The sequence below is a fragment of the Paenibacillus sp. WG02 genome, assembly GCF_055396115.1.
This window is the reverse complement of the sequence record NZ_AP036016.1, coordinates 6,150,457-6,163,766: the sequence shown is the minus strand read 5'-3', so window position 1 is coordinate 6,163,766 and position 13,310 is coordinate 6,150,457. Positions and strand designations below refer to the sequence as shown.

At 44.9% G+C, this 13,310-nt stretch carries 16 protein-coding genes; 11 read left to right on the top strand and 5 right to left on the bottom strand.

Going from position 1 to position 13,310, the window contains the following annotated elements; translation table 11 throughout:
* Positions 1-47: 47 nt before the first annotated feature.
* On the bottom strand, positions 48-482 hold the full coding sequence (locus tag ACBP55_RS27905; protein ID WP_464646261.1) for a hypothetical protein: 435 nt from the start codon (positions 480-482) through the stop codon (positions 48-50).
* 145 nt (positions 483-627) lie between these two features.
* Between ACBP55_RS27905 and ACBP55_RS27900 the strand changes: the two genes are divergently transcribed.
* Genes ACBP55_RS27900 through ACBP55_RS27890 form a run of 3 tightly spaced genes read left to right on the top strand, consistent with a single transcriptional unit; the run spans position 628 to position 2,400 of the window.
* On the top strand, positions 628-1,317 hold the full coding sequence (locus ACBP55_RS27900; RefSeq protein ID WP_464646259.1) for a metal-dependent hydrolase: 690 nt from the start codon (positions 628-630) through the stop codon (positions 1,315-1,317).
* Positions 1,318-1,345: 28 nt separating this feature from the next.
* Positions 1,346-1,654, top strand: coding sequence for a Dabb family protein (locus ACBP55_RS27895; protein ID WP_464646257.1), 309 nt, complete (start codon positions 1,346-1,348; stop codon positions 1,652-1,654).
* 23 nt (positions 1,655-1,677) lie between these two features.
* Positions 1,678-2,400, top strand: a complete 723-nt coding sequence (locus tag ACBP55_RS27890) for a metallophosphoesterase family protein (RefSeq protein WP_464646255.1) — start codon at positions 1,678-1,680, stop codon at positions 2,398-2,400.
* A 6-nt stretch (positions 2,401-2,406) separates the two neighbouring features.
* Here the strand turns inward: ACBP55_RS27890 and ACBP55_RS27885 are convergent, their stop codons facing one another.
* Complete coding sequence (locus tag ACBP55_RS27885) at positions 2,407-2,796, bottom strand: helix-turn-helix domain-containing protein (protein WP_464646254.1); 390 nt, start codon at positions 2,794-2,796, stop codon at positions 2,407-2,409.
* Between the two features lie 203 nt (positions 2,797-2,999).
* Here ACBP55_RS27885 and ACBP55_RS27880 point away from each other — a divergent pair, with 203 nt between their 5' ends.
* On the top strand, positions 3,000-3,215 hold the full coding sequence (locus tag ACBP55_RS27880; protein WP_217282792.1) for a helix-turn-helix domain-containing protein: 216 nt from the start codon (positions 3,000-3,002) through the stop codon (positions 3,213-3,215).
* A 280-nt stretch (positions 3,216-3,495) separates the two neighbouring features.
* On the opposite strand, the gene ACBP55_RS27875 is transcribed toward ACBP55_RS27880, so the two are convergent.
* The 3 genes from ACBP55_RS27875 to ACBP55_RS27865 all read right to left on the bottom strand — a co-directional run bounded on the left by ACBP55_RS27875 (position 3,496) and on the right by ACBP55_RS27865 (position 6,252).
* A complete protein-coding gene (locus ACBP55_RS27875; protein ID WP_464646252.1) occupies positions 3,496-4,086 on the bottom strand; it encodes a hydrolase in 591 nt (196 codons plus the stop codon).
* On the bottom strand, positions 4,083-5,318 hold the full coding sequence (locus ACBP55_RS27870; RefSeq protein ID WP_464646251.1) for a multidrug efflux MFS transporter: 1,236 nt from the start codon (positions 5,316-5,318) through the stop codon (positions 4,083-4,085). Before ACBP55_RS27870 ends, ACBP55_RS27875 begins: the two co-directional genes overlap by 4 nt.
* 115 nt (positions 5,319-5,433) lie before the next feature.
* Positions 5,434-6,252: an AraC family transcriptional regulator gene (locus ACBP55_RS27865; RefSeq protein WP_464646249.1), complete on the bottom strand. Its 819-nt coding sequence runs from the start codon at positions 6,250-6,252 to the stop codon at positions 5,434-5,436.
* A 480-nt stretch (positions 6,253-6,732) separates the two neighbouring features.
* On the opposite strand from ACBP55_RS27865, the gene ACBP55_RS27860 reads away from it, so the two are divergent.
* The 7 genes from ACBP55_RS27860 (at position 6,733) to ACBP55_RS27830 (ending at position 13,300) form a co-directional block, all read left to right on the top strand.
* On the top strand, positions 6,733-7,281 hold the full coding sequence (locus ACBP55_RS27860; protein ID WP_464653425.1) for a helix-turn-helix domain-containing protein: 549 nt from the start codon (positions 6,733-6,735) through the stop codon (positions 7,279-7,281).
* 49 nt (positions 7,282-7,330) lie between these two features.
* Positions 7,331-7,666: a cupin domain-containing protein gene (locus tag ACBP55_RS27855; RefSeq protein ID WP_464646247.1), complete on the top strand. Its 336-nt coding sequence runs from the start codon at positions 7,331-7,333 to the stop codon at positions 7,664-7,666.
* A 45-nt stretch (positions 7,667-7,711) separates the two neighbouring features.
* Positions 7,712-9,349 (top strand): peptide ABC transporter substrate-binding protein, encoded by a 1,638-nt coding sequence (locus ACBP55_RS27850; protein ID WP_464646245.1) that lies wholly within the window; start codon positions 7,712-7,714, stop codon positions 9,347-9,349.
* Between the two features lie 99 nt (positions 9,350-9,448).
* Positions 9,449-10,381 (top strand): ABC transporter permease, encoded by a 933-nt coding sequence (locus ACBP55_RS27845; protein ID WP_464646243.1) that lies wholly within the window; start codon positions 9,449-9,451, stop codon positions 10,379-10,381.
* Positions 10,382-10,386: 5 nt separating this feature from the next.
* Positions 10,387-11,328 carry an ABC transporter permease gene (locus tag ACBP55_RS27840; protein ID WP_464646241.1) on the top strand — a complete coding sequence of 314 codons (942 nt, stop codon included), beginning with the start codon at positions 10,387-10,389 and terminating at the stop codon, positions 11,326-11,328.
* An 11-nt stretch (positions 11,329-11,339) separates the two neighbouring features.
* Positions 11,340-12,356: an ABC transporter ATP-binding protein gene (locus tag ACBP55_RS27835; RefSeq protein ID WP_464646239.1), complete on the top strand. Its 1,017-nt coding sequence runs from the start codon at positions 11,340-11,342 to the stop codon at positions 12,354-12,356.
* Positions 12,356-13,300 carry an ABC transporter ATP-binding protein gene (locus ACBP55_RS27830; protein WP_464646237.1) on the top strand — a complete coding sequence of 315 codons (945 nt, stop codon included), beginning with the start codon at positions 12,356-12,358 and terminating at the stop codon, positions 13,298-13,300. The genes ACBP55_RS27835 and ACBP55_RS27830 overlap by 1 nt, the downstream gene beginning before the upstream one ends.
* Positions 13,301-13,310: the final 10 nt, after the last annotated feature.

The following is a 13,310-nucleotide window of genomic DNA, read 5'->3' as shown; positions in this document are numbered from 1 at the left end:
GTATTTCTTTGTAAACTTATCTCCTACTTCATTTTCTAATAAATTTCTCACAATTCAGTTGTTGTACCTGCTGCAGCTAATCCACTAAAGTTTGCAGCTCCTAAAGTAGCATTACTTGTTGAATCAATAGTAGCCGTGTACCGGATTTGTCCTTGTCCTGCTACAATTTCAGGTGGAAAATCAACTGCACTGAATCCAAATGTATATGTGGTTAGGTTAACGTTTAGAAAACTAGTCACGAGTATTGATGTTGTTAAATCTCTAAAAACTCTAATTGTCAGAGTTTCAGCACCTTCTAAACCGGAAATTTTTGCGTAACCATTTAGATTCACACGGATGTCTCCTAAATTTTCTGGTAAAACTCCGGTAGTTTGAATTCCGATGTCTCCAAATAAAATTCCAGGAAAAGCAGGGATAACAAAAGTATTAGCATCATTTGCACTTTGACTTGAAATTCTCATATCTATAAATTGCTTTGTCAAAAATATCACCTCCCTTACTACTATTCTAGTATATGCAAGGGAGTGTTCAATGTTTGGATTTTTATAAAGTATGATAAAATAAGTTTAAGACCCAATTAAGAATTGTTAGGATATCACTTATAATTAACCAAAGAGGAGCGATTTTATGAACATTATTTTTCATGGACAAAGCTGTGTTGAGATTCGTTTAAAGGACCATACGCTCATCATTGATCCCTTCTTGAACCATAACCCTCTAGCCACTGCAAAACCGGAAGATATTAAGGCCGATTACATACTCGTCACACATGGTCATGCTGATCATGTAGGTGATTCACTAGAGATTGCAAAACGCAACGAAGCCACGATTATTGCACCCAATGATTTGGGAAGGTACTTGTCTTTCCAAGGGGCAAAAACTCACGGAATGGGGATCGGCGGAGAATATCAGTTTCCTTTTGGTAAAGTGAAAATGACACTGGCGCTGCACGATTCTTCCTATAACCCACCTGGTACCAAAGAAAATATTTATACAGGGATGGCTAGTGGTTTTCTTATTACAGTAGAAGGGAAAACGATATACCATGCAGGCGACACGGGCCTTTTTGGAGATATGCAATTGCTGGGCAAATTAAATGCTATCGATCTTGCCTTCCTTCCAATTGGTGACAACTATACGATGGGCCCTCGCGATGCCGTTATCGCTGCACAATTTTTACAAGCAAAAATGGTCATTCCGATGCACTACAATACATTTCCGCTCATTAATCAGGATCCGAGGGCTTTTGTTGAGAGTCTGGCTTCTGAGGGAATTAAGGGTATTGTCCTGGAACCTGGTCAAAGTCTATCATTCTAAATAATCCTAAAAGGAGGCTTTTTTAGCCATGATGTTCGAGCACCTGGTTTCGTTCAAATTTAAAGAGAATTTAGATCCACAGAAGGAAAAGGAATTGCTTGAAACCTTATGGTCTTTTAAAAATAAGATCCCAGGGATCGTCGATTTATCGGCCGGCGTCAATGTGACAGAAGAAACTGAAAATGTGCAAGGGTACACGTTAGGGCTTCGTGTGACTTTTGAAGATCAAGAATCTCTGCGACAATACGGACCTCATCCGTTGCACCAGCAATTCGTGAAATCATTAGAGGGAATTATAGAGAATGTCATTGTAATTGACTTCCCAATCGTAAAGTGAGTGATAAACTGGGGGGGAATCGAGTGAAATTAGCTTTTATTTCAGATATACATGGGAATTCAATCGCTCTCGAAGCTGTTCTGGAGGATATCAGGAAGAATCAGATTGACCGCATTTATGTACTGGGTGATCTTTGTTATCGTGGACCAGATCCCAAGCGATCTCTTGCATTGGTCCGTTCTTTAGACACACAGGTCATAAAAGGGAATGCAGATGAATGGGTTGTGCGCGGCGTAAATCAAGGAGAAGTCCCGGAACAGGCCATTGAAATGATGAGGGCGGAACGGGAGTGGACGGTTGCGCAATTGGACGAGAAGGATATCGAATACTTAACGAGTCTGCCGACTGAAATGAAACTTGAGATAGAAGGTATCTCTATTCATGCGTTCCATGCGACACCAAGCAGCTTGTTCGAAATCGTACTTCCCGGCGTTGGCGATGAGGTGTTGAAGTCTAAGCTTATGTCCGCGTCGGATGCTGATATCTTCATTTATGCTCATATCCACAGGCCATTCATCCGATATATGGAAGGTAAAATACTTCTAAATATCGGAAGTGTAGGTCTGCCATTTGACGGTATGCCTAAAGCTGCCTATGCCATTGTAGAAATCGAAAATGGACAAATACGAACATCGATTGAACGTGTTCCATATCGGATTGAAGACGTGGTCAAGCAATATGAAGAAGTCCAGTACCCAAACGCAGAAATGATGTCAAAAATAGTTCGAAACGGCCTTGTGAAATAAGATGAATCATTGAACGTCGGATTTATTCGTCTGACGGTCTTTCCAAAATAAGACAGTCAGCATGCGCTCGACCCATTCTTTATCTTCGGATGTAAGTACAAAACCATCAAACATGAGCTCATTCTCACGGAGAAATCGTCGCAAATTCACGGGATTGCTTTGAAATTGTTGATCCGAGGGAGAAGACTCCAGATAGCCAGCGATATCCATCAGTTCGGAATAGGAAGTGTTAAGCCCTTCTGAAAGCTTCATGAGTACTTCCGGTGAAGGTATGCCGCGATTCCCGTTTTCTAGTTGGGAAATATAAGCTGCTGAGACTCCTGAACGGTCGGCTAGCTCACGGATGGTGAAGCCTTTTAATTTGCGCATATCTTTTAATTTATCGTAGAAATACATAGACCCGCACTCACCCTCGCTAACAAAAGTAAACATTAGTAAACGATATAATAGTAGCAGTTTACTAATGTAATTACAATCGGAGAAACGGTAGAAATTGATCCATATAAGGTTACTTATGTAAACAAAAATGGTTGCATAAGTAAAATTTAATGGTATAATGTTACAAGGGGAACAAAATGAGAACGGGGGTCTATGGCAGAATGAATATAAAGATCTTGGCGAAGACCGATGTTTTTATTAAAGCGAGAGTCATTAAAGGTTACTCCCAGCGAGAGTTGGCGAAGCACTCGGGTTTAAGTCATGCTTATATTAGTCTGCTTGAACGATCTATTAAATCAGTGGGCCCATCCACGGCTAAGAAATTGAGTGATTTGCTAGAAAAGGATTTGGAAGAGTTATTTCTGATTGAGATGTAGTTTTTCAATGAAGGCAGTAACAAGTAACAGCCATCCATGATGCGTGAAGTGCATCCTAGATGGCTGTTTATTTTATTGACGAGAAGTTTGATGAGAGAAAATTAGTCTCCGCAGTGGTTTGTTTAAACTGTCCACAATCCGGGTCAGTGTTCAGTTATGTTTGGGAACAAAGAGGTCTAGACGTGTCTAAATCCAAAATCGCAGTGTTCGGGTAAAATAACTCTACTTGATGACCAAACATTACTACAAGTAAATTTCTTGTACATTAAGCGACCGCCTATTATTGAAGTGCAGCAACGACTTCATCCGTTGTCCGGACTTTGCCGATCTTAGGGAAGATGGAGCTCACGACATAATCGTGCTCTTCTTTCGCCATAGCTGTCATCGCTTCTTCGACAAATACTTGATGGTATCCATGCTGAAAAGCTTCTCTGGCGGTTGTGTCTACACCGATGGAGGTGGAGATTCCGCACAGCACGATGGTGTTGATCCCGCGGCGGCGCAGCTGCAAATCGAGGTCCGTACCGTAGAAGGCTCCCCACTGGCGTTTAGTCACCACATGGGCATTCTGGAAGCCTGCCAATTCGGGTATCAGGATGTCCCAGCCTTCCGGCCACTGAAAGGCATTGGGGCTGGCGTCGGTGTGCGGATGCAGCCTATCCTTGCCGTCCAGGCTCGAGACTCTGACGAGCACGACGAAAGCGCCTTTTTCCGTGAAAGCCTCAACCAACTTTGTGGCTTTTCCGACGACTTGCTCAGCGGAGTTCGGAGCTAAGGGAAGCGCCGGATTGGCGATTCCCTTCTGCAGATCGATGACTACTAGTGCGGTTTTCTTCACGTCCAATTCAAGAGCTGTTTTTACATTTGTCATAGTTTTCTCTTCCCATCTAATTGATTTTTGTATAAGGCAGACTTATTTATGTTAAGTTTCTTGTACACCTTAAAGTACACCCACACGGCGTTGAACAGCAGCACGGCGCTCATGATGAAAAATAGCCAGGGGATGCCTAAACTTGCCGCGATCTGTCCGCCAAACACCGAACCACCAAACGCGCCTAAATACTGAGCTGAGACGTTTAGCCCGAACACTCGTCCGGTAAGGGCTTCGGGAGTGATTTTCTTGACAAGCGCATTCATGGAGGGGGCTAGCCCAGCCGCGGCAAACCCCAGCAAGAAGCGCAGGCCTGTCAGCTGCCAGGGATTGCTTACGAAGGCTTGCGGAACATATAAAATACCCGCCGCAATCATGGCGGCCAGGATGACCTTATGGGGCCCTATGCGATCAGACAGTCCCCCGAGCCGCGGGGCAGCAAAGATACTGGCAAGTCCCGAGGCAGAAAAAGCTAGGCCGGAGATCAACGCAATGTGGCTGGTATTCCGGGACAGTTGCGTGACATAGACGGTAATGATCGGCTCAATGGCATACATGGCTATCGACATAACCAAAAAACTAATGAACAGAGTTATCGTCAAGCCCTTTTCAGGTACACTGGCCCAGACTTCTTTTATGCGCAGCACTTTTTTATCCTGGCGCTGAAAGGTTTCCTTAACGAACAAGGCTGTCATGATAAAAGCAACCAGCATCAGTCCGCCGGTGACAAAAAAGGAAGCCTGCAGGCCGAATTTTTCGGCTATAAAGCCCCCGAGCGTCGGCCCGATAAGCGAGCCTGAAGTGCTGGCGGTGGAAAGAGCTCCTAATGCCCAGCCGGAATGCTCCTTATCTGTCTGCGTTGCAATCAGCGTCGTACAAGCCGTGGTATAGCCAGTAATGACCCCTTGCAACAGCCGAAGCCCAATCAAAACATAGGCATTGTGGGCAAAGCCCATACAGCCGATCACGATGGCCATTCCTAGGCTGGCCCGGAGCAGCATCGGCTTGCGTCCAATTTTGTCCGCAGCGCTCCCCCATATAGGAGAGAAAATGGCGGATACAATAAAGGTGATTCCGAATGCGATTCCTGTAAGCAGGGCGACCGATTCGGAGTCTTGTACACCGAGATGCTTGATAAAAAGCGGCAGGATGGGCGCGATCTGGCTCATCCCGATACCTGTAACGAAAACCCCGAACCAGCAGGCGAATAAATTTCTTTTCCAGATGGGCATGACAAACAAGCCTCCCTTCTGCATTGATACCATGACGTGTATTGTGCACCACCCGATTGATTCACAATAACAACCTCATCTTAACAGCCGGAATGCTTGTATACCATGCAGGATATTAATCTCCATGGACATTTTTGCTGTAAAATTCCGAGGGACTGAGCCCTTCCGTTTTCTTGAATACGCGGCTGAAATAAAATTCATCGGCGTAGCCAAGAGCACCGGCAACCTCCTTAATTTTATTGTTTCCTTCGAGCAGCAGCTCTTTGGCTTTATCCATCTTGATCTTATTGAAGAACTCGATAATGGAGTAGCCGGTTATTTCTTTAAAGGCTCTGGACAAATAAGTCGGCGACCATTGCACAAGGTCGGACAATTGCGCCAGGGTGATTTTATCGCGAATATGGTGATGCATATATTCGATGATTTTCTCTACCTTCAGGGCGGTGGAGAAAGGGTGATTTTCATTTTTCAGGTTGTTTGAAATAGCCGTCAGTAATTGCTGAAGCATGGTTTTGGACCTGAACTCATAACCTGGCAATTTTGCATCCCAGGCCTCTGTCAGCTTTCTAAATCCTTCCTCAACTTGATAAGCATTGTTCAGCTTTTGCGCAGGCTGGAGCGGGAGCACTTTCGGCTCCTCTTTAAGCTGCCAATGTCCTTCATTTATATTCACGGAGGTATAACTGAAATGGACGGTAAAGCAGCTGACTGGATTGTCAGTCTTTTCGAACGTTTGAGGCACGCCTGAGGGGATATACAGCAGCATGCCGTCCTGCAGCTCAAAGGTTTTTTTCGCGATTGTAAACCTGCCTCTAGCTCTGGCGAAATAATACAGCTCGTGATGCTGCAGCGTTCTGCTGATTTTAACAAGATGATTGTCTAATTGCACGGAATTACAGTAATGAATATGGAAGAAGAGATCTTTTAATTTCATGAGCGTCTCCAACGGATATAATGTCCTAGAGCAAATTGGTAAACTTACATATAATTATAGACATTAGTACAATAAAAGATCAATTGGGTCTCGCCTACTACCTTCGAGATTTGGGGAGGTACTCCTTTTTTTATGTCTTAAAAAGCTAGATGTAGCAAGGGTTTGGAATTATGAAATTGACCCAGAAGTACAATAATAAAATTCCGTCTTTAGAGGGATACACAGAACCGTTCAACAATAAAAGCCAATAGCTATGCATCAATTATCATGCAGCTTCCTTTGTACACCGTTGGGAGACATTCATGCTGGCCATACTCAGTTAAAACAAGGGTTTACTGTGTTTTTAATCGGCTAAATTTTAGTTTTTTACAAAAAAATTACAGTATAGATAAAAAAGTATAGACAAAATTCCGCTGGTATAATAATATGAATCCAATAAATCTAAATATTTAGTCAATTATTTTAGGAGGAGATGACGATCTGGAAAGTATATACGAAAAGATCAGATTGCTGAGATTACAGCAAAACATGACATTGAAAGACTTAAGCATCAAAACCGGTTTATCGATCAGCTTTCTTTCTCAGGTAGAAAGGGGGAATAGCTCGCTAGCGATCACTTCATTGCAAAAAATCGGGGAAGCGTTACAGGTGCCAATTACTTATTTTTTTGAAGAACCAGCGAATGAGAATTACTTTTTGCCTGAGAAAGAACGGAAGCGGTTTCAAATAGGAGGGTCTCACGTCGTTTATGTTCGGTTGGGAGGCGATTTCCCAGACAGAGCGCTTGAGCCTATCCACATCACTTTACCCCCTCAACAACAGCAAGAGGTTGCGTTTAATCATCCAGGCGAAGAATTTTACTTTATTTTAGAGGGGAAAGTCGTCACGGTCGTCGATGGCAAAGAGCATGAAATGAGCAAGGGGGATACGATCCATTTTCCGTCTACCCTCGATCATACCTGGTATAACCATTCCGATGAACCGGCACAAATTCTATGTGTTTTGACGCCTGTCATTTTTAAGAATTAATCCATCATAATATTGTATCGATTTACCTACGTTTGGGAGGAGTGAAGGAATGATCATAGTGAATGCCAACACAGTTAAGCCGGATGATAGACCACAAGTCTTCCTGAAAACACTGTTTACTGAGGAATCTATTGCCGGAGGGAAAGTGAAATTCGGCACCATCGTTATACCGCCGAAAGCTAGAGTTCCATTGAATGGAGAAGGAGCGCATGACCAAGACGAATATTCCATCGTAATCAAAGGAGCCGTCGAAACAGGGAGCGGGGGCAAAGAGTACCTGATTTCCGCAGGAGATGCGACGTTAATTCCAGCAGGTGAAGCGCATTGGGCGTATAACTCTGGAGACGTGGACTGTGAAATCGTTTGGGTGCTTGTCGAACGGTAAGTACATAGGAGTTAGGAAAAAAATAAATATTTGGGGGAAAAGCGAATGAAAAAAGTGCTTACAAAGGTTTGTACAGTTACACTACTTGGTACTGTCATATTAACAGGTTGCACCAAACCAGCAGCAGTAAACAACGAAACCAAGTCACCCACCAATGAACCGACAAAAGCAAGCGCAGCTTTACGCTCCAATTTAAAAGCAGAGCCGGTATCGCTCGATCCGCCGAAAGCGTACGATCCAGTTGCATTCGAAGTGTTATACAACACGTTAGAAGGTCTGGTTCGCCTAGACGACAAACACATGATTATACCTGCGATGGCAACGAAGTGGGATATCACGGATAATGGGAAAAAGTACACCTTTCATCTTCGCGATAGCAAATGGTCCAATGGAGACCCTGTAACTGCATATGATTTTGAAATCTCATGGAAACGCATGGTTGATCCGAAGAACGGCTTCCCGGCTTCATTTCTCGCTTTTGTCATCGCGGGGGCAGAAGACTTCAACAAAGGCAAAGGGACTGTAGACAATGTGAAAGTAAAGGCGCTTGATGATAAAACGCTCGAAGTTGTCTTGAAAGCGCCTTCAGGATATTTTTTAAGCATGATTACAACACCGGTTTTCGCTCCTGTTAACAAAAAGTCAGTGGAAAATCCGAATTGGTCTGCGGAAGCGGCAACTATCGTCTCCAACGGACCGTTTAAGCTGACGGAATGGACGCATAATCAATCAATCAAGGCTGTCAAAAATGACAACTACTGGGATAAAAATAATGTGAAGCTTCCCGCAATCAATTGGGTAATGGTGAATGATGAGAATACGCAATATCAGATGTTTAAATCTGGTGAGCTGGATAACATTGAATCCGTTCCTAAAGATGTCAAGCAAAAATTGATCGAATCCGGAGAAGCCAAGCTTGCGCCTGAGGCGGCTACTAGTTTCTATCGATTGAATACGGCAATGCCGCCATTTAACAACAAAAACATCCGTAAAGCGTTCTCGTTAGCAGTCAATCGCAAATTGATTATCGACAAGGTGGTTCAAGGTAAGCAAGCGCCGGCTATGGGCATTGTTCCTGTCGGGTTCCCTGAGCCAGACGGCAAAGATTTCCGCGCTGTTGGTGGCGAGTACTTTAAAGATAACGATCTAGAAACAGCAAAAGATTTACTGAAAAAAGGAATGGAAGAAAGCGGGTATACGACTTTACCTGAAGTTACTTTGACATATGATACAAACGATTTGAATAAATCGGTTGCACAGGTGTTGCAAGAAATGTTCAAGAAGAACTTGGGCGTGGACGTTAAGCTGGAAAGCAAGGAATGGAAAGTTTTCTTAGACGAGCAGCGGGCAAGCAAGCACCAAGTGTCTTTAAGCACATACTATGCCGACTATGCCGATCCTCTGAACTTCATTGAAATATTCCAAACTGGTCATCCGGGAAATCGAATTAACTACAGTAACAAAGCGTTCGATGAATTGATTCAAAAAGCAAGCATCGAACCGGATGAGAAGAAGCGTTTCGCCATCATGCACGACGCCGAAAAAACATTCTTCGAGGATATGCCGGTGCTGCCGCTCTTCTACAGCACGAAAGCATACATGGAACGACCGAACGTCAAGGGTATTATTCGCCACCCAGCATCACTCATCGATTATAAACAAGTGGAAATTACTGCTAAATAAACAAAAATGCTTACAACAACAATTAGAAAAGGGTATCTCAATACCCTTTTCTTTCTTATCCAGATCTAATACCGATGTGATGAAAAAGGAGGTAAACCGGTGTCGAGATACCTGTTAAAACGTATTTTGATGATGATTCTCACACTGTGGATCATCGTTACATTGACGTTTGTCCTCATGCATCTCATACCTGGCGATCCGTTTTCGGCGGAGTCCGGCAAATTGCCCAAACAGGTTTTGGAGAACTTGCGTGCCAAATATCATTTGAATGATCCCTATCCGGTGCAATATTTTTATTATTTGAAAAATTTAGTGACACTTGATCTTGGTCAATCGATAAAAAGCGACATGCGCAGCGTAAACAGTATGATTGGTGACGGATTTCGGGCATCGGCTTTGCTAGGCATCCAAGCGATGTGCATATCCCTTGTTTTCGGAATTTTCTTTGGTATTGTTGCGGCGCTTAATCGCAATCGTATACCGGATTATGTGATGACAATTCTAGCGATTGCCGGCATTTCAATTCCGAGCTTCCTAATGGCTCCTCTTCTTATCAACTACCTTGCCATCAAAACGCCGATTTTCCCAGTAGCTACTTGGGGAACATGGATGCACACTGTACTCCCTTCCCTCGCGCTATCGTTTGGTCCGCTGGCTATTGTAGCGCGGTATATGCGTACCAATATGATCAATGTAATGAGACAGAATTACATACGTACGGCGGAAGCGAAAGGTATTCCCATGCATTTGATCGTTATTAGGCATGGCATACGGAATGCTATTTTGCCCGTTATTACCTTTCTCGGTCCGCTGATGGCGGCGCTGATTACCGGAACGTTTGTGGTGGAAAAAGTTTTTGCCATTCCGGGAGTCGGCAAGTATTTCGTTGAGGGTATCTTTAACCGTGATTATCCGGTCATTCTAGGAACGACCATTTTTTATAGCACGATTCTAATTTTGGCTGTGTTGATAATTGATATCGCGTATACCTTGATCGATCCGCGCATCAAATTGACCGTCAAGGAGGAATAGAAAAAATGATTGCAGAATCGAAATTGGATACATCGTTTCGCCCGCTTAACAAGCAGATATTCGAGAACGCTTCCACTCGTCCGAGCCTCACGTATGGGCAATTAACCTTACGCAAATTATTTAAGAACAAACTGGCCATGGTTGGATTCACGATCATTGTGATGATTCTCATCATGGCGATCATCGGTCCGTATATTGCACGATATAGCTTTTCCGATCAAAGTTTGCTCGAGGCTAACCAGACCATCTCGAAAGACCATTGGTTTGGCACAGACGATTTGGGCCGAGACGTGTTTGCAAGAACTTGGTACGGCGCCCGCATTTCTCTGACGATTGGAGTGGTAGCCGCGCTCATCGACTTAGTCATCGGTGTAACCCTCGGCGGGATTGCCGGTTTTACGGCAGGACGCGGTAAACGAGGTGAACGGATCGATAATGTCATCATGCGCGTGATTGAAATCTTGAGCGGTTTGCCCTATTTATTGGTCGTTATTTTGCTGATGGTGATTATGAAGCCTGGAATTTGGACGATCATCACGGCCTTAACTGTTACTGGATGGGTAGGCATGGCCCGGCTCGTTCGCGGCCAAATTATGCAGCTTCGCTCACAAGAATATATCCTCGCGTCGCAAGTATTAGGGGTTTCATCCGCACGAATTATATGGAGACATTTGATTCCCAATACGAGCGGGATTATTATTGTGACTCTGACCTTTACGGTTCCTGCAGCGATTTTTTCGGAAGCATTTTTAAGCTTTTTGGGTCTGGGAGTTCAAGCACCTATTGCGAGTTGGGGAACGATGACGAACGACGCTTTGGGTGTCATCCTAACCGGAGATTGGTGGCGCCTCTTTTTTCCGGGACTTATGATATCGCTGACTATGTTTGCTTTCAACGTATTTGGAGACGGTTTGCAGGATGCGTTGGATCCAGGTCTTAGCGATTAGGGGGAAGAGTGATGGAACATATATTAGAAGTAACAAACTTGAAGGTTAATTTCAAAACGCATGGTGGAGAAGTGAAAGCGGTGCGCGGCGTTTCGTTTCATGTCGATCACGGTGAAACGGTTGCTATCGTAGGCGAGAGCGGCTGTGGGAAAAGCGTGACCGCTCTTTCAATTATGGGTTTGATTCCAAGCCCTCCGGGTAGATTGGTTGACGGCCAGATTCGATTTAACGGCCAAGACATCACTCGACTCTCTAAAAAGGAATTGCTGAAGATGCGGGGCTCTGAAATGGGAATGATATTCCAAGATCCGATGACAGCGCTAAATCCGACGATGAAAATAGGCCGGCAGTTCACGGAAGGGCTGGTTTATTACCACGGATTATCCAAAAAGGAAGCCCGCAAGAAAGCAATAGAACTGCTCAATAAAGTGGGAATATCGGATCCGCAGAAACGGGTGGATCAGTACCCGCACGAGTTTAGCGGCGGCATGCGGCAGCGTGTCGTGATTGCGATCGCGCTGGCGTGCAATCCGAAACTGGTCATCGCCGATGAGCCAACAACGGCTTTGGATGTGACGGTGCAAGCGCAAATCCTTGATTTGATGAAGGAATTACAGGAACAAACGAAGCTTTCTATTATTTTGATTACCCATGATTTGGGGGTTGTTGCGGAAATCGCTCACAGGGCAGTAGTCATGTATGCCGGCACCGTGGTGGAATCTGGGACTACGCATGATCTGTTTACGGAGCCTAAACATCCTTATACATGGGGACTGATGAAGTCGATGCCGCATCTGGATGGCGAACAGAAGAAGCGGTTGGTTCCAATCGAAGGAACCCCTCCCGATCTGTTCAATCCGCCGAAGGGCTGCCCGTTTGCGGAGCGCTGCGATTATGCAATGGAGATCTGTGCGGAGCAGGCGCCTGTTGTCAGATATTTCGGTAACGGCCATCACGCAGCGTGCTGGCTGCATGATGAGCGTGCCCCTAAATTCAAGGAACTCATAGCAGTCGGGAGGCAAGCCTAATGTCTGAAATCCTTGTTGAAGTTAATAATTTGAAGAAATATTTCGCTCAAAAAGCTGGAACGAATCTAAAAGCTGTAGATGGCGTATCCTTTGCTATTCGGAAAGGGGAAACATTCGGGCTTGTCGGAGAGAGCGGCTGCGGTAAATCAACCTTGGGGCGGACGATCGTTCGACTGTATGAGAGCACGGGGGGCGAGGTCCGGTTTAAGGGGAAAAATGTCCATCAGCTTTCACGAAAAGAAAGCAAGCAGTTTAACAGCGATGTCCAGATGATCTTTCAGGATCCTCATGCCAGCCTGAATCCCCGCATGAATGTCCGCTCTATTATTGCCGAAGGAATGAAAGTCCAGGATTTAAGCGGCAAAGATAGAGCTGAACGGGTTCGCGAGCTTCTGCAGCTTGTCGGACTTCGACCTGAACATGCCGACCGATATCCGCATGAATTCAGCGGCGGGCAGCGCCAACGCATCGGGATCGCTCGAGCGCTTGCGGTCGATCCGCAGTTTATTATCGCAGATGAACCGATTTCGGCGCTGGATGTATCCATTCAAGCACAAATCGTCAATTTGCTTGAAGATTTACAGCATAAACGCGGATTGACGTTTCTGTTCATCGCGCACGATTTGTCAATGGTCCAGCATATTTCCAATCGGATTGGCGTCATGTATTTAGGTAAAATGGTCGAGCTTGCGGGAAGTATTGAGCTCTATAAAAAGCCGCTGCACCCGTATACGCAGGCCCTGCTTTCGGCCATTCCTATTCCCGATCCGACTGTCAAAAGGGAGAGGATCGTGCTGGAAGGGGATTTGCCGAGCCCGTCCAATTTGCCGAGCGGATGTAGATTTCGGACGCGCTGTCCTAAAGTAATGGAACAGTGCAGCATCATGGAACCAGAATGGAAAGAAATTCAGAGCGACCACTGGATTGCCTGTCATTTATTTTAAAACCTTACGG

What these genes read in the sequence shown, in the direction of transcription:
- ACBP55_RS27900 (WP_464646259.1), top strand. Translation starts at nt 628, where the DNA reads ATGAACATTATTTTTCATGGACAAAGCTGTGTTGAGATTCGTTTAAAG.
- ACBP55_RS27895 (WP_464646257.1), top strand. Translation starts at nt 1,346, where the DNA reads ATGATGTTCGAGCACCTGGTTTCGTTCAAATTTAAAGAGAATTTAGAT.
- ACBP55_RS27885 (WP_464646254.1), bottom strand. Translation starts at nt 2,796, where the DNA reads ATGTATTTCTACGATAAATTAAAAGATATGCGCAAATTAAAAGGCTTC.
- ACBP55_RS27880 (WP_217282792.1), top strand. Translation starts at nt 3,000, where the DNA reads ATGAATATAAAGATCTTGGCGAAGACCGATGTTTTTATTAAAGCGAGA.
- ACBP55_RS27875 (WP_464646252.1), bottom strand. Translation starts at nt 4,086, where the DNA reads ATGACAAATGTAAAAACAGCTCTTGAATTGGACGTGAAGAAAACCGCA.
- ACBP55_RS27870 (WP_464646251.1), bottom strand. Translation starts at nt 5,318, where the DNA reads ATGCCCATCTGGAAAAGAAATTTATTCGCCTGCTGGTTCGGGGTTTTC.
- ACBP55_RS27865 (WP_464646249.1), bottom strand. Translation starts at nt 6,252, where the DNA reads ATGAAATTAAAAGATCTCTTCTTCCATATTCATTACTGTAATTCCGTG.
- ACBP55_RS27855 (WP_464646247.1), top strand. Translation starts at nt 7,331, where the DNA reads ATGATCATAGTGAATGCCAACACAGTTAAGCCGGATGATAGACCACAA.
- ACBP55_RS27850 (WP_464646245.1), top strand. Translation starts at nt 7,712, where the DNA reads ATGAAAAAAGTGCTTACAAAGGTTTGTACAGTTACACTACTTGGTACT.
- ACBP55_RS27840 (WP_464646241.1), top strand. Translation starts at nt 10,387, where the DNA reads ATGATTGCAGAATCGAAATTGGATACATCGTTTCGCCCGCTTAACAAG.
- ACBP55_RS27835 (WP_464646239.1), top strand. Translation starts at nt 11,340, where the DNA reads ATGGAACATATATTAGAAGTAACAAACTTGAAGGTTAATTTCAAAACG.
- ACBP55_RS27830 (WP_464646237.1), top strand. Translation starts at nt 12,356, where the DNA reads ATGTCTGAAATCCTTGTTGAAGTTAATAATTTGAAGAAATATTTCGCT.